This is a genomic window from Methyloversatilis thermotolerans, from assembly GCF_000372885.1.
In the GTDB taxonomy this organism is placed as follows: domain Bacteria; phylum Pseudomonadota; class Gammaproteobacteria; order Burkholderiales; family Rhodocyclaceae; genus Methyloversatilis; species Methyloversatilis thermotolerans.
This window is the reverse complement of sequence record NZ_KB889967.1, coordinates 112,595-126,763: the sequence shown is the minus strand read 5'-3', so window position 1 is coordinate 126,763 and position 14,169 is coordinate 112,595. Positions and strand designations below refer to the sequence as shown.

Genomic DNA, 14,169 nt, shown 5'->3' with positions numbered 1-14,169 from the left:
CGGCCCGCATGCGCCTCATCGCGGCCAGAGGCCGCTCCCACAAGAACTCGCGACAAACACGAACGGAGCAGGGTTGTCGTAGGAGCGAGCCCCGCTCGCGACAATACCCTCGAACGCAGCCACCTGCCCGTGTTTGCCGCTGCCCCTCACCCGGCGCTGCGCGCCACCCTCTCCCGCTGATGCGGGCGAGGGCCACATCAGCGACGGCCGCCTGCCTGCTCGACGATGTGGTCCGGCCACTCGAAGGCGTCGCAGCGCGGGCAGTCGAGCAGCGCGCCGAGATGGGCCGCGCGCCCCTCTTCCGTCACCACCCAGGGGCGGTTGATGAAGGGCGGGTGGTGGCGCACGTGCTGGCGGTGCCCGCAGGCCAGCCGGGCCACCCAGTCGCCCTCTTCGTCGATCAGATAGCCGGTGATCGGCTGCTTCATTCGGTCGACGCCACGCGTTGCGGCCGCACTGCGGTCACCCACGGTTCGAAGCGGCGGCCCCACGCGACATCCATTTCGAAGCTGGCTCGCCCGCTGTCGAGCGCGCTGCGGTCGATGCCATCCATCGCGCCGCGCAGCGCGTGCGGCACGCTGATGCGGGCGACCGCCAGTTCACCGATGTGGCCGCTGAAGGTGGTCTTCCTGTCGATCACCATCACGGACGGCGTCACCGTCGCCACGACGATGAGGTAGCGACGCGTGTCCACATAGCGCTGGCGCAGCGCCGCGGCGTCCAGCCCGGCGTCGATGGCGAACAGCCGCGACGCCTTGTGCTGCTCGTATTCCAGCGCCTCCCGTGCCGACTTCTGCGCGTCGACATCCTGCCTCTCCGCGTTGCCGCGGGCGAGCGCCCTGTCGAGACGGCGCTGCGTCTGCGCCAGCGCCGCCTGCCAGTCAGCGCCCGCCAGTTCGAGCACGACATACACTTCGCGCTTCTGGCGGTAGGCGTCGCGCTCGTCCTTCAGGTCGAAGCCGAGCGCGCGCAGCTTGTCGCCATCCAGCCAGTCGGGCCCGCGGCCGTAGTGCATGTCGTAGGCGGCCTCCGCGTTATCGTCGCGCATCGGCGCGCGCCAGAGCAGCGCCACGTCGATGCCGCCGCGCTCGCCGTCGAGCCCGAAGGCGTAGGGCAGACCGAGTTCGCGCTGCGTAAGGGTGAGCGCGCTGCCGGGCACGCCGGAGCGGTTCCATGCGACGCCCGCCAGCACGAAGGCATTCACCGCGACGATGAGTGCGACGCCGCCGGTCAGCAGCCATTTCTGCGCCTGCGTCATCGCCCGGCCTCCGTCTGTGTCACCGCACGCAGCCGCTTCAGCACCAGGATGACCAGCAGCGCCACCAGCCCGAGCACGAGGAAGAACAGGAATTTCGGCATCACCGCCCACCACCAGTCGAACAGCTTGGTGTAGAGGAAGATGACGAAGAACACGACCGCGGTATTCATCACCTCCGGCCAGCCACGACGCGCGCCGAGCCAGGTCAGCAGACCGCCGGCGACGAAGCCGCCCAGTTGATAGAAGCCTTCGACCAGGTCGGCGTCGAAGGGCAGATAGCTCGCGCGGCCCCAGTTCGACAGCACCAGCATGGGCAGGAAGAGCGCGAGCAGTGCAACCAGCCGCCAGGTGGCATCGAAGCCGGGATGGCGCCGGTGATCGACGAAGAAGGGCACGCAGAACATGAGCAGCGCCGCCGGGAAGAAATGCTCCGGCCGCTCGCCGACGCTGAGCCAGTACATGCCGGTCCAGGTGCCGACGCGGGCGGCGATGAAGCCGGTGATGCAGACCAGCCCGGCCACCAGCAGCAGGCGCAGTTCGCAGGTGTAGGCGAGCAGCAGCGCGAACGCCGCCCACGGCAGCAGCGCCTTGTCCGACGGCGTGATGTTGAAGCTGGAACCGAGCAGGCTCAGGTTCAGCACGAAACAGGCGAAGGCGACCAGTGCGGCCAGCTTGGTGAAGTAGCCGGAGGCGTCGCGCCGGTGCAGCCACGCGGTGAGCAGCAGCGTGCCGAGCGAGGCACCGGCCAGCAGCGCCACCTGCACGGCTTCGGGAAACAGCGGCCAGTACTGGCGGAACAGGAAGAACACGCTGGCCGCCAGCGCCAGCGCGCCAAGAAAGGAGGCGATGCGCAGACCAAGCGTGAGCTGGCGCGCCCGCTGCGAGGTGTCGACATCGGGCCGTGCGGCGAAGCGCGCGAGCAGTGCGTCGTGATGGGCGCGGACCGCTGCCGCATCGGCCTGCGCCAGGCCGTCGGCGGTCAGCCGCGCCTGTTCGCGGCGCCAGGCGTGGATGTCATCCACGCGCTGCTGCGCATCGGTGCGGGACAGGGTGTCGTCCATCGGGTCGCTTCCGGATGTCATCGCCGCATGATGCCATGAGCGCAGCGCGCTGCCGATCGGGCACAATCCGGCGATGGATCATGCCCCCGTACCCTTGCTGCGCGGCAGTCTGCGCGCGCTCAAGATCATCCTGCTCACCTTCACCGGCATCGGTCGCGCGCGCATGATCCAGCGCACCACCGAAGGCCTGGGTCCGCAGCACTTCCTGCTCGGCGGGCTGTTCGCCGCCATCGCGGTGAATGTTGCGCTGATCGCGCTGGTGATGTGGGCGACCGCATGACGGGCGACAGGCGGTAGCGCGCCGCAGGCGCTCCCGGCGACGCCTGCCGGAAGCGTTCAGGCCAGGCGCGAACGGATTGCCCGGATGTGTCTTGCTGCCGCGCGTTCGGCCGCCCCTTCCATCGACCGGTACGCTTCGATCACCGCCTCTCCGGCATCGGTGAGCCGCGTTCCACCGCCGTCGCGGCCGCCGGTCGCGGTATCCACCAGCGGCGTGCGAAAGCAGCGGTTCATGGTGTCCACCAACTGCCACGCGCGACGGTAGGACATGCCCTTGTCCCGTGCCGCCGCGGAAATGGATCCGGTGCGGGCAATCGCCTCGAGCAGGGCCACCTTGCCCGGACCGAGCGCAACCTCGTCACCGGAAAAGAAACGGGCGCGAAACTGAAAATCGGAAGCCATAGGGCCGGCTGGAACATGAAATGAACACGGCCCGCATGATTGCAGACTTCCACGCCGCTGGGCGCACGCGGCGCGACACCGCCTGCGCCGCCCGCGAGTTGCCCGCTGCCACCGCCGTGCACGACTTTCCTCGCGGCGCCGCAGACAAACGCGCGCGATATACCGACGTGCACAGCAAAAACATCCTCTCCGCCCTTCCCCTACAGAGAAGAACACAAACAACAAGTTGTTTATAAACAACTTCTGAAAGCTATCCAGAAAATTTCGCCATCAATCACGACACTCGTTATATCTCGTCGTATATTTCGAAACCTCGAACCAACCGGTCCGACGCGAGGAACAAAACCGGCTCCCCCCGCTTTTCAACCATCCTGAGGAACAGCCATGAACTCGAAAAAGATGCCGGCACGCGGCGCTCTCGCCCTGATGATCGGCAGCGCACTGACAGCGGGCGCACAGGCGGCAGGCGATGCCGCCCGCAGCGGCGACGCGAAGGACAGCGAGGTATTCACGCTCGGTCAGATCACCGTCACCGCAAGCCGGGACGACGAACGGCCGCTGGGTACCGAGGTGCTGGACCGCGAAACGCTGTGGGACTTCAGCAAGGACGGCGTGGCCGAAGCGCTCAATCTGGTACCCGGTGTCGCCACCACCGCCGGCGCCGGCAACCGCAACGAAGCGCTCATCAGCATCCGCGGCTTCGACCGCTGGCAGGTACCGCTGCTGATGGATGGCATACGGCTCTATCTGCCCGCCGACAACCGCATCGATTTCGACCGTTTCCTGACGCCCGACCTGTCGGAAATCCAGGTGTCCAAGGGCTATGTGTCGGTGATCAACGGGCCGGACGGTATGGGCGGCGCAATCAATCTGGTCACCCGCCGCCCGGTCAAACGCTTCGAGTCTGAGGTGCGCGTGTCGGCCGGCATCGACAACAGCGGCGACTACAGCGGCAACACGATCTACGCCAATGTGGGCACGCGGCAGGAAGCGTTCTACTTCCAGCTCAGCGTGGAACAGCGCGATGTCGACCACTGGCGGCTGTCGCGCGACTTCACGCCCACCGTGGCCGAGGACGGCGGCCGACGCGACAACACCAGCAAGAAGGACGAGCGGGTGAACATGAAGCTGGGCTTCACGCCCAACCGCAGCGACGAGTACTCGCTCAACTTCATGTGGCAGGGCGGCGAGAAGCACGGCATCGGATCGGTCACCGGCACCTCGACCATCAGCATCTGGGACTGGCCGAAGTGGGACACCTGGAGCCTGTACTGGCTGTCCCACACCCAGCTCGACAGCAAGACCTGGCTCAAGACGCGCGCCTACTACAACAAGTTCGAAAACACGCTGGCGGCCTACACCAATCCGACACTCACGGTGCAGAACTTCACCAGCTACTACGACGACAACGCACGCGGCGGCAGCGTGGAACTGGGCACCGAGCACCTCACGCAGCAGACGCTCAAGCTCGCCGCCCACTACCGCCGCGACGAACACACCGAATGGCAGACCACACACGCCACGAATTTCACCGAGCCGGAACAGACCACGATAGAGGACACCTTCTCCATTGCCGCGGAAGACACCTGGCATGTCACACCGGCGCTGGATCTGGTCGGCGGCATCAGCCGCGACTGGCGCCATACGCGCAAGGTCGAGGAGTTCTCCAGCAATGTGCTGTTCGAGCAGCCCAAGTCGGATCGCAACGCCACCAACTACCAGGCCGCCGCCATCTACCGCTACAGCGACAGCGGCAAGACGCATCTGAGCTATTCCGACCGCATCCGCTTCCCGACCATGTTCGAGCGCTTCAGCTCGCGCTTCGGCGGCGCGATCTCCAATCCCTGGCTGGAGCCGGAACGCGCCCGCAATATCGAGATCGGCGTTTCCGACCTGCTGCGTCCCGGCCTGCGCGGCGAGCTGGCGGTCTTTCACAGTCGCGTGAAGGACGCCATACAGTCCGTCCCCATCGTGTTCAACAGCACCAACCAGACGCAAAGCCAGAACGTGGGCGAGGCGACGTTCAAAGGCATCGAGATCGGCCTGCTGGCCGCGCTCGGACCGCGTCTCGACCTGGGGGGCAACTATTCCTATGTCGACACCGAAATCGACAACCCGAATGACGCCAATGCGCGACTGACCACGACCCCGCAGCACAAGGCGCTCGTCTACGCCAAGTGGCAGCCGACGGAAGCGCTGCGCGTGGTGCCCAGCCTGGAGTATGCGAGCGACCGCTGGTCCACCCGCGCGGTCGGCACCGGCTATGTGAAGACCGGCAAGTACGCGCTGCTCGGCCTGAAGCTGGAATACCGCCTGACGCCGGAATGGGATGTGTCGGTCGCCGGCCGCAATCTGCTCGACCGCAACTACGCCGTGGTCGACGGTTACCCGCAGGAAGGTCGCAGCTTCATCGTCGCCTCGCGCCTGCGCTTCTGAGCCGGAGATCCACGCCATGACAGGTTCCTTCCGCACAGTCCTGCGGGGCGCGTTCGCCCTGTGCGCACTGCTGTCATCCCTGGCCTGCGTCGCCGGACCGGACGACGACCGGGTGGTGGTGCTCACCAGCTATCCCGAAGAACTGACCGCGCGCTACCTGCGCGCCTTCGAAAGCCGGTATCCGGGCATGCGCGTCGAGCTGCTGTGGCGACAGTCGGCCGACGCCCTGCTCTGGTTGCGAGGTCCGGGCACGGGCGCAGTGGATGTCTACTGGGCGCCGTCACCCGGCAACTTCGCCACGCTGAAGTCCGACGGCCGACTGACTCGGCTGGAGGTGGACAAGGCGTTGCCGGCAAAGGTCGGCGGCGAAGCCATCTCCGATCCGGACGGACACTATGTCGCCTTCGAACTGGCCGGCTACGGCATCGCCTGCAACGTCCAGTCACTGCGCGCGCTCGGCTTGCCCGTTCCGCGCGACTGGTCCGACCTCACCGCACCCGGCTATGCCGGACGGGTGCAGTTGCCGATTCCCGGTCGCGTCGGCTTCGCCCCCGGCCTGATCGAAGCGGTACTGCAAGGCCAGGGCTGGAAGAAGGGCTGGGCCCTGCTGTCGGAAATCGCGGGCAACGCCACCTTCGGCGCCGGCGATGCCACGCCCGCGCTCGACGATCTGGTGTCAGGCCAGGTAGCCGCGCGCATGACCATAGACTTTTTCGCGGCCCAGCAGGCGGCGGGCCGCTCTTCGCCGGTGCGCTTCGTCTACCCGCCGCGCACCGCCTACAGCCCCGCCCACGTCGCCGTGCTGGCCGACGCACCGCACGCCGACGCGGCGCGCCGCTTCGTGAATTTCCTGCTGTCGGCCGAAGGCCAGGACCTGCTGCTGCACCCGGACGTGCGCCGCCTGCCGGTGCGGCCCGACCGCTACGCCGCGCATCCGGAACTGAGCGCGCGCCCCTTCGCAGCCGACACGCCGGGCTTCGACAGCACGCTCATGCGCAAGCGCCAGGGGCTGGTGGCCGCGCTGTTCGACATCGTGCTGGTGCAGCCGCACGCGGAACGTGCGCACTTGTGGGCGCGCGTGCACGCCGCCGAGCGCGACGGCCTCGGCGACACCGCCGCGGTGCGCGAAGCGCGCACCCTGCTCGGCAGCATGCCGGTGGACGCCGTGTATCAGGTGGATGCGCCGCTGCGCCGCCTGTTCGAGCCGGTACCGCGCACGCCCGGCGAAGCGGACACACCGCCGTCGCGCGAACGCCGCGACACCGAAGCACGCTGGCGCGAAGCCGTGGCGCGCGCCCTCGCGCGCGCCGGCGGCCTGCTCGACGGTCAGGGGGTGCCGCGTTGACTCATCGTTTCGCCCTGCGCGGGCTCTTGTTCTGCGCAACGCTGGCGCTGCCCTGCGCACTCGCCGCGGCTGACCCTTCCGCCACCGACGACACCCACCGCGACGCCTTCCAGCAGATCGACTGGCCCATGGTGCCGGAGGCGCAGCGCGCCAGCATCGTCCGGGGCCGCTCTCTGGTCCGGCAGACCTGGGTCATTGCGCCGTCGCTCGACCCGGACATCGCCGGCCTCGGCCCCACCTACAACCGTCCGGCATGCATTTCATGTCACCCGCGCAACGGACGGGGCGAGCCGCCCGCGTCGCCGGAAGAGCCGATGCGCTCGATGCTGGTGCGCCTGTCGGTACCGGGCCGCGCGCCGGATGGCGGGCCGGTGCCGGAACCGGTCTATGGCGACCAGCTCAACGAATTCGGCGTGCCCGGCGTTCCGGGCGAAGGCGAGGCGACCATCGAATGGCTCACTCATGAGGTGACGCTTGGCGACGGCACACCGGTCGAACTGCGCAGGCCGCGCATCGCCTTCCGTCGTCTGGCGCACGGCCCTCTCGCCGCCGGAACAATGACATCCGCAAGGGTCGCCCCACCGCTGTTCGGCGTCGGCCTGCTGGAAGCGGTGCCCGAGAGCGATCTGCTGGCCATCGCCGCGGAACAGAAGAAAAGCGGTCGCGGCATTGCCGGCCAGCCGAACCGGGTGTGGGACATCGCCCGCAACCGCGCCGTGATCGGACGCTTCGGCCACAAGGCGAACCAGCCCACGGTGCGCCAGCAGATCGCCGCCGCGCTGGCTGGCGACATGGGCATTACCTCATCGCTGTTTCCGGCCGCGAACTGCCCGCCCGCCCAGACCGCCTGCGCCGCGGTGCGCGACACGCATCCCGAACTGGCGGACGACGCGCTCGACGCGATGACGCGCTATCACCATGCGCTGGCCGTTCCGGCCGCACGCCGGCAGGACGCGGCGCAGGTCAGGCACGGACGCCGGCTCTTCGCGCGCGCCGGCTGCGACGGTTGCCACCGGCCGTCGCTGCGCACCGGGCGCTTTCCGGATTTTCCTGCGCTGGAAAACAGGCTCATTCACCCTTATACCGACCTGCTGCTGCACGACATGGGCGCCGGGCTGGCCGACGGGCGCCCCGACTTCGAAGCCGGCGGGCGTCAGTGGCGCACGGCGCCGCTGTGGGGCCTGGGCCTGCTCGCCACGGTGAATGAACACGCCACGCTATTGCATGACGGGCGGGCGCGCAGTGCGCTGGAAGCCATCCTGTGGCACGACGGCGAAGCGCGCCGGTCGCGCGACGCGGTACGGCGCATGACGCGCCGCGAACGCGAAGCGCTGATCGCCTTCCTGCATTCGCTGTAAGTTCACCTCGCCCGCAGCCGCCACAGCGACGTCACTTCCTTCGAACGCGCGGCATGCAGCGGATCGTTCGCGTCCTGCGCCTTGCCGTGGCGCGGCTTTGCTTCCAGCCGGCCAGCCACTTCGAGTCCGGCGCCGGCGATCAGCGCGCTCACTTCGTCCGGCGCGCGCAGCCCCAGGTGTTCCGCGAAGTCGGACAGGATGAGCCAGCCCTCGCCGTCCGGCGCGAGGTGATCGGCCAGCCCGGACAGGAAACCCCTGAGCATGCGGCTGTCCTGGTCATAGATCGCGTGTTCCAGCGGCGACGCCGGCCGGCCCGGCAGCCACGGCGGATTGCACACCACCAGTGCGGCGCGCCCGGCCGGGAAGAGGTCCGCCCGGCTCAGCTCGACCCGGGCGGCGAAACCGAGCCGCGCGAGGTTGTCGCGCGCGCAGGCCAGCGCGCGCTCGTCCATATCGGTAGCGACGATGCGCCGCACGCCACGCTGCGCCAGCACCGCCGACAGCACACCGGTGCCGGTGCCGATGTCGAACGCGACGCCGTCGGCAGCCAGCGCCGCCGGCAGCGGCGCGCGCGCGACCAGTTCGACATATTCGCCGCGCACTGGCGAGAACACGCCGTAATGCGGATGGATGCGCGCACCGAGCGCGGGAATGTCGACGCCATTGCGCCGCCATTCGTACGCCCCCACCAGCCCCAGCAGTTCGCGCAGCGAACACACATAGGGCTGGTCGGCCTCGCCGTGCGCCTGCGTGCAGGCCTCCGCCACATCGGGCGCGCGGCGCAGCGGAATGAAGTGACCGGCCTCGAACGGGATAAGCAGCATGCCCAGCGTGCGCGCCCGCTGCGACTGCGCCAGCCGGTGCTGGTTGAACGCGTCGCGCAGGGTCGCCGCCGGCTTGCGCGGCTTGCGGTCCCCCCGCCGCGCCAGCGCCTGCAGCATCTGCCGCGCATTCTGGAAGTCGCCGCGCCACAGCAGCGCCGTGCCCTCGCTGGCGAAGCGGAAGGCCGTGTCGGCGTTCATCGTATCGTCGGCGACGACGATCTTCTTCGGCGGCGGAACGCCGGCTTCGGATTGCCAGCGGGCGCCGTGCGCAGCGTCGCCGTCGGGCAGTACAAGTCGTGCTTCGGTCAAGTTTCGGTCACCGGAGTTATCTTGATTGCATATATATATATGCTAAAGCGAGCCAGCGGTCGACGCTCAAGCGGGCGCAGCAGGATCGCGCGTCCAGTTTTCCACCACCAGACCGGGGTAATCGGCGAAGCCCGCTTCGTTGTTCGTGACCAGCACGGCATCGACGCTCACCGCGTGGGCGGCAATCATGCGGTCGAGCGCGTTACGGCGGCGGTCGCGCACCGCGGCCCGCAATGCGCCGAAGGACTGCGCGGCCGGAATGTCGAAAGGCAGCACCGGAATGCGCTGAACCAGCGCCTCGAGAACGCTCTCGTCCCGCGCCCGGGTCTGCTCGCGCACTTCAAGTCCTGCGCGCAACTCGGCATAGGTCACGACCGACATGACGGCTTCGCCCTCGCGCAAGGATTCAAGGCGTGCAATCACCTGCGGCGATGCCTGCTTCATGAGGTAGATGCAGATATTGGTATCGAGCATCCACGCCATGACCTAGACGCCCTCCCTGGGACCACCCGCGGCGCCCCAGTCCCGCTCCCGTTCCTCGTGGAATTCGCGCCCTTCGGACATGAAATCCGGACTGAACATCGCGAATATCTCGCCCACGCCGGCAAGGCTCTTGCGCCGCGCCGGCCGCAGCACCAGCGTGTTGCCCACCCGCTCGATCTCGACCTCTTCCGACACCCCGGCAATGGCCAGTTCCTTCGGAATGCGCACGGCGAGCGAATTGCCACTTTTGAAGATGCGGGTCCGCATGATGGATAGAGTCTTGAACGATGTAGATACAGGATATACATCGAAAAACGGCGGCGCAACGCGGGTGGCAGCGCCAGGCGACGCAGACGGCCGGCCCACGCTGCGGCGAGGATGCTGTGTGGCGAACCTGCTCAGCGCTCGTCCCTCGACTGCCGCTGCAGCACCTCCGACGGCGTCTGAGGTCTCCCCGCGCTCAACCTGCGCAGCCTTTCGCTGAGCAGGCGAAAGACCTGGTTGCGCCGCTGCGCGGGCGCCTTCGCGACATCGTTCTTGCGCGCATCCTTCATGATCATGCCCTCCTGCGCCCTTCCCGGGATCAATGCCATCATCCATATGGCCGACGGCAGCCGGCCATGCCAGGACGCTACCATTTTGGTCCATTCGGCAAGCGCAAGGAGGACGGTTCCGGATGTCACGAACGGACAGAGCAGCCCGCATCCGCCAGTGCCTGAGCACGCGCACGGCCATCTCTTTCGAGCGCTTGCAGGCCGTACTCGAAGTATCGCGCGCGACGCTCACTCGCGACATCGCCTATCTGCGCAACGTGATGGGCGCACCGGTGGAGTTCGACCGTGAGCGCGGCGGCTACATCCTGAGCCCGGAACACTGCGGCGGTGCCCAGCTCGAGCTGTCCATCTGGTTTTCCAGCGCCGAAATCCACGCCCTGCTGACCATGCAGCACTTGCTGGCCAATCTCGACGAAGGCGGCATTCTCACCCGCCAGGTCCAGCCGCTGATGGAAAGGCTCAACGCACTTCTGGGCGCGGCCAAAGACGACGCCGAAGCGGTGCGCCGCCGCGTACTCATCGTCGGACTGGGAAAAAGACCTGTCACCCTCGCTCATTTCGAGCGCATAGGTTCCGCACTGCTGCGCCGCAAGCGGCTGCTGATCCGCTACGCCGCGCGCAGCAGTGACACCGTGAGCGACCGCGAGATATCGCCGCAGCGGCTGGTGCACTACCGCGAGAACTGGTACCTCGAAGCCTGGTGCCATCTGCGCAAGGACCTGCGCAGCTTCGCGCTGGATGCCATACGCGAGGCCCACCTGCTCGCCACCCCGGCGCGCGAGGTCAGCCTGCGCACTCTGCAGACGGTGTTCGGCCCCGGCTACGGCATCTTCTCCGGCCAGCGCATCCAGTGGGCCAGACTGCGCTTCTCGCCCGAGCGCGCACGCTGGTTGGCCCATGAGGCCTGGCATCCGAAACAGAAGGGGCGCTTCGACGCCGACGGCCACTATCTGCTCGACATCCCCTACGCCGATCACCGCGAACTGATGATGGACATCCTCAAGCACGGAAGACACTGCGAAGTGCTGGCGCCGGAAGAGCTTCGCTCGGTTGTCGAGTCAGAGATCGAAGCGCTGCGAACGCTTTATGCGGAGCGGCTTTGATGCAGGCTCAGGAATTGAGCCCGCCCAAGCTCATGCTGCGCGCAAGTAGCTCAATAGAAGAAAGTCGAACGCGTACATTTCATGCGATCAGATACTGAAGACTGGGCACACGCCCCACCCTCCGGTGAAGCCGGCAAACCTCCTCATTGGCTGGACGACCATTTGCGCGAGGTTGGCCGCCTGGCAGCGATCTTCATGCCGGGGCCAGCGCAGCCGATTGCCCGTCTGGCTGGACTGTGGCACGACCTCGGCAAACGTAGGGCTGGATTTCAGCGCTACATCAGGCTCGCAAACGGCATCGACGCCCACATCGAGAGAGTTTCGGATCAACAGAAAACCCATTCCGCAGCAGGCGCCCTCTGGGCGGAAAAGGAACTTGAGCGACAGCTCGGACGGCAAGGGCTGCTGCTCAGTCGCGTCCTGCAATACGTCATCGCCGGTCACCACGCTGGCCTCGACAACTGGGAGGGCGCCGGCCTCGCCGCCAGACTTGCGAGCGCCCATGCGCGCACCGAGTTCGACGAAGCCGCATCGCGCCCCAGTCCGACCGACATTGCCCATCCGGACAGCACGCATCTAAGCCTCAAGTGTCTGCCGGTGGGAACCGAGCATGAGGCTCCAGGGCGTTTTGCACTGTGGGTACGCATGCTGTTCTCGGCGCTGGTCGACGCAGACTTTCTCGATACCGAGCGATACATGAACGTCGAGAAGGCCTATCGACGCGAAGGCGCGCCCTCCCTTGCGACGATGCGGGAAACACTCGCTGGACATCTCGTGCGACTTGCCTCGCAAGTCAAAGCAACATCGGTGAACCGCGTACGTGCCGATGTACTGCGTCAATGCATCAGCAAAGCGCTACAAGCCCCTGGAACCTACAGTCTCACTGTTCCCACAGGCGGCGGAAAGACCCTCTCAAGCCTCGCCTTCGCGCTCGAACACGCGGTCCATCATGGCAAGAGACGAGTGATCTACGCCATTCCCTACACGAGCATCATTGAACAGACGGCGAATGTGTTCCGCGAGGTCTTCGCTCCGCTTGGCGACGACGTGGTGATCGAACATCACAGCAACATCGAATCCGATCCGGAGAGCGAAACCGCGCGCTCCCGCCTCGCTTGCGAGAACTGGGACGCCCCGCTGATCGTCACGACCAACGTCCAGCTATTCGAAAGCCTGTTTGCGCGCAAAACCTCTCGCTGCCGCAAGCTGCACAACCTGATCGATAGCGTCATCGTGCTCGACGAGGCCCAGTTGCTGCCCGTCGAGTTCCTGCAGCCAGTCATTGACGTGCTGCGTTATCTGATACAGGACTTCGGCGTCACCGTAGTGCTGTGCACCGCCACCCAGCCGGTGCTGGACGCGAGCGGAAGTGCGGACCCGACGCGCGGCATTTCGCGCGGTATCGGCAAGGTCACGGAGATCATCGACGACGTTCCGGCGCTGTATGAAGCGCTCGAGCGCGTTCGCGTCAAACTGCCCGCCAGCCTCGAAACGCCACGCAACTGGCCTGAATTGGCCGACGAGATCATGCAGCACCAGGCCGTGCTGTCCATCGTCAGCCGGCGCGCCGATGCGCGCGAACTGTACGGTTTGGTCAAGGCGCGATCCGACGAAGGGTGCTGGCATTTGTCAGCACTCATGTGCGCACAGCACCGCAGCGACACCATTGAGGCCATCAAGCAGGCGCTGTCTTGCCGTCGCGCTGCGATCGAGGCCGGCACAAAAGCTGCGCCGGTGCGCGTGGTCTCGACCCAGCTCGTCGAAGCGGGTGTCGATCTCGACTTTCCAACCGTCTACCGCGCGATGGCCGGACTGGATTCGATAGCCCAAGCCGCGGGTCGCTGCAACCGCGAAGGGCGTCTGCACGAACCTGGAGAAGTGCATGTGTTCGTACCGCCCACCAAGGCGCCCCCGGGTCTGTTGCGTCAGGCACGCGACACCTGCAAGGCCGTGTGGCATGAGCTGCCCGAGCAACCGTTCGCACTTCCGCTGATCCGCAACTACTTCCAGCGTCTTTACCATGACGCGCAGTCACTGGACCTTCATGGCATCGGCAAGATGCTCCGGCTGCAGATTGACGCCAAGTCACTTGCCCTTCCAGTCCAGTTCCGCGATGCGGCCGACAATTTCCGACTGATCGACAACGAAGATGCAGCAACGGTGGTGGTTCGCTATCGCAGCCCGAATGCGCGCGAGGACATCGATGCACTGATCGGAATGCTCGAACGCGACGGTCCCGCCCGCTGGCTCATGCGCAAGCTGCAGCGCTATTGCGTGACCCTCTACCGGCATCAGCTACCGGCGCTGATCGAGGCCGGCGACATCCGGGAGGTCACAGCTTGTCCGGGGCTCTATGTTCAGATCGATGGCTGGGACGGGTTCTACGACCGGGTCATGGGCGCAAGAGTAGATTCGGCTCCGGGTGATCCAGCAAGTTGGGTTTACTGATCATGAGCGCACCAAGAGAGGGATGGGGTCACCCCCATCCCACCACCTCGCTTCCTGTGAGAGCCCCTTACTGGTTTCAATCCACGCTGAATCAGCGAAGGCCGAATTAAAACACATTGTGCACCATACTGGAAGATGGATATGTATGATCTCTGGTGAGAGTGTTTCGCTGGAGCGAGTCATGGTCGATTGGAAAGGCGTACTGCGAGAAATTCGAATGCTCGCCATTCAGCTTCAGCCCGGACGCTTTTATGCACTTTACCTGCTACTTCTTTGCTTGGTCGTAGGATATCTAATTGAAAAATTGGA

Annotated in this window: 14 protein-coding genes; 6 read left to right on the top strand and 8 right to left on the bottom strand. The window is 66.3% G+C overall.

Translation table 11 applies throughout. The features are described 5' to 3' along the window. Window positions 1-197 precede the first annotated feature (197 nt). The 3 genes from A3Q7_RS0100565 to A3Q7_RS0100555 are packed head-to-tail and all read right to left on the bottom strand — an operon-like array spanning window position 198 to window position 2,319. A complete protein-coding gene (locus tag A3Q7_RS0100565) occupies window positions 198-428 on the bottom strand; it encodes a DUF3565 domain-containing protein (RefSeq protein WP_018409896.1) in 231 nt (76 codons plus the stop codon). Continuing rightward, complete coding sequence (locus tag A3Q7_RS0100560) at window positions 425-1,258, bottom strand: DUF4824 family protein (protein ID WP_018409895.1); 834 nt, start codon at window positions 1,256-1,258, stop codon at window positions 425-427. Before A3Q7_RS0100560 ends, A3Q7_RS0100565 begins: the two co-directional genes overlap by 4 nt. Next, the gene (locus A3Q7_RS0100555; protein WP_018409894.1) at window positions 1,255-2,319 is read right to left on the bottom strand and encodes a DUF2157 domain-containing protein; all 1,065 of its coding nucleotides are present in this window, start codon (window positions 2,317-2,319) and stop codon (window positions 1,255-1,257) included. Before A3Q7_RS0100555 ends, A3Q7_RS0100560 begins: the two co-directional genes overlap by 4 nt. A 73-nt stretch (window positions 2,320-2,392) precedes the next feature. On the opposite strand from A3Q7_RS0100555, the gene A3Q7_RS0100550 reads away from it, so the two are divergent. Further along, complete coding sequence (locus tag A3Q7_RS0100550) at window positions 2,393-2,599, top strand: DUF2970 domain-containing protein (protein ID WP_232417746.1); 207 nt, start codon at window positions 2,393-2,395, stop codon at window positions 2,597-2,599. Between the two features lie 56 nt (window positions 2,600-2,655). Here A3Q7_RS0100550 and A3Q7_RS0100545 read toward each other — a convergent pair whose 3' ends face one another. Continuing rightward, entirely contained in the window at window positions 2,656-3,000 is a 345-nt protein-coding gene (locus A3Q7_RS0100545; protein ID WP_018409892.1) for a winged helix-turn-helix domain-containing protein, read from the bottom strand. 384 nt (window positions 3,001-3,384) lie between these two features. On the opposite strand from A3Q7_RS0100545, the gene A3Q7_RS0100540 reads away from it, so the two are divergent. The 3 genes from A3Q7_RS0100540 to A3Q7_RS0100530 are packed head-to-tail and all read left to right on the top strand — an operon-like array spanning window position 3,385 to window position 8,139. Continuing rightward, window positions 3,385-5,436, top strand: a complete 2,052-nt coding sequence (locus A3Q7_RS0100540; RefSeq protein WP_018409891.1) for a TonB-dependent receptor plug domain-containing protein — start codon at window positions 3,385-3,387, stop codon at window positions 5,434-5,436. Between the two features lie 16 nt (window positions 5,437-5,452). Beyond that, a complete protein-coding gene (locus A3Q7_RS0100535; RefSeq protein ID WP_018409890.1) occupies window positions 5,453-6,781 on the top strand; it encodes an ABC transporter substrate-binding protein in 1,329 nt (442 codons plus the stop codon). Then, window positions 6,778-8,139, top strand: coding sequence for a di-heme oxidoreductase family protein (locus A3Q7_RS0100530; RefSeq protein WP_198289146.1), 1,362 nt, complete (start codon window positions 6,778-6,780; stop codon window positions 8,137-8,139). The genes A3Q7_RS0100535 and A3Q7_RS0100530 overlap by 4 nt, the downstream gene beginning before the upstream one ends. Window positions 8,140-8,141: 2 nt before the next feature. Here A3Q7_RS0100530 and A3Q7_RS0100525 read toward each other — a convergent pair whose 3' ends face one another. The 4 genes from A3Q7_RS0100525 to A3Q7_RS0100510 all read right to left on the bottom strand — a co-directional run bounded on the left by A3Q7_RS0100525 (window position 8,142) and on the right by A3Q7_RS0100510 (window position 10,309). Next, window positions 8,142-9,272 carry a methyltransferase gene (locus tag A3Q7_RS0100525; RefSeq protein ID WP_018409888.1) on the bottom strand — a complete coding sequence of 377 codons (1,131 nt, stop codon included), beginning with the start codon at window positions 9,270-9,272 and terminating at the stop codon, window positions 8,142-8,144. Between the two features lie 66 nt (window positions 9,273-9,338). After that, window positions 9,339-9,746, bottom strand: coding sequence for a type II toxin-antitoxin system VapC family toxin (locus A3Q7_RS0100520; protein WP_018409887.1), 408 nt, complete (start codon window positions 9,744-9,746; stop codon window positions 9,339-9,341). Between the two features lie 12 nt (window positions 9,747-9,758). Then, a complete protein-coding gene (locus A3Q7_RS0100515) occupies window positions 9,759-10,022 on the bottom strand; it encodes an antitoxin (protein ID WP_018409886.1) in 264 nt (87 codons plus the stop codon). A 131-nt stretch (window positions 10,023-10,153) separates the two neighbouring features. Continuing rightward, window positions 10,154-10,309 (bottom strand): hypothetical protein, encoded by a 156-nt coding sequence (locus A3Q7_RS0100510; protein ID WP_157278040.1) that lies wholly within the window; start codon window positions 10,307-10,309, stop codon window positions 10,154-10,156. A gap of 122 nt (window positions 10,310-10,431) precedes the next feature. Between A3Q7_RS0100510 and A3Q7_RS0100505 the strand changes: the two genes are divergently transcribed. Next, window positions 10,432-11,412: a helix-turn-helix transcriptional regulator gene (locus A3Q7_RS0100505; protein WP_018409884.1), complete on the top strand. Its 981-nt coding sequence runs from the start codon at window positions 10,432-10,434 to the stop codon at window positions 11,410-11,412. Window positions 11,413-11,493: 81 nt separating this feature from the next. After that, the gene (locus A3Q7_RS19080; RefSeq protein ID WP_026224323.1) at window positions 11,494-13,860 is read left to right on the top strand and encodes a CRISPR-associated endonuclease Cas3''; all 2,367 of its coding nucleotides are present in this window, start codon (window positions 11,494-11,496) and stop codon (window positions 13,858-13,860) included. Window positions 13,861-14,169: the final 309 nt, after the last annotated feature.

Excerpts from the sequence above, each read along its gene's own strand:
- A3Q7_RS0100565 (WP_018409896.1), bottom strand. The coding sequence starts at position 428 with ATGAAGCAGCCGATCACCGGCTATCTGATCGACGAAGAGGGCGACTGG.
- A3Q7_RS0100560 (WP_018409895.1), bottom strand. The coding sequence starts at position 1,258 with ATGACGCAGGCGCAGAAATGGCTGCTGACCGGCGGCGTCGCACTCATC.
- A3Q7_RS0100555 (WP_018409894.1), bottom strand. The coding sequence starts at position 2,319 with ATGGACGACACCCTGTCCCGCACCGATGCGCAGCAGCGCGTGGATGAC.
- A3Q7_RS0100550 (WP_232417746.1), top strand. The coding sequence starts at position 2,393 with ATGGATCATGCCCCCGTACCCTTGCTGCGCGGCAGTCTGCGCGCGCTC.
- A3Q7_RS0100545 (WP_018409892.1), bottom strand. The coding sequence starts at position 3,000 with ATGGCTTCCGATTTTCAGTTTCGCGCCCGTTTCTTTTCCGGTGACGAG.
- A3Q7_RS0100540 (WP_018409891.1), top strand. The coding sequence starts at position 3,385 with ATGAACTCGAAAAAGATGCCGGCACGCGGCGCTCTCGCCCTGATGATC.
- A3Q7_RS0100535 (WP_018409890.1), top strand. The coding sequence starts at position 5,453 with ATGACAGGTTCCTTCCGCACAGTCCTGCGGGGCGCGTTCGCCCTGTGC.
- A3Q7_RS0100520 (WP_018409887.1), bottom strand. The coding sequence starts at position 9,746 with ATGCTCGATACCAATATCTGCATCTACCTCATGAAGCAGGCATCGCCG.
- A3Q7_RS0100515 (WP_018409886.1), bottom strand. The coding sequence starts at position 10,022 with ATGCGGACCCGCATCTTCAAAAGTGGCAATTCGCTCGCCGTGCGCATT.
- A3Q7_RS0100510 (WP_157278040.1), bottom strand. The coding sequence starts at position 10,309 with ATGAAGGATGCGCGCAAGAACGATGTCGCGAAGGCGCCCGCGCAGCGG.
- A3Q7_RS0100505 (WP_018409884.1), top strand. The coding sequence starts at position 10,432 with ATGTCACGAACGGACAGAGCAGCCCGCATCCGCCAGTGCCTGAGCACG.
- A3Q7_RS19080 (WP_026224323.1), top strand. The coding sequence starts at position 11,494 with ATGCGATCAGATACTGAAGACTGGGCACACGCCCCACCCTCCGGTGAA.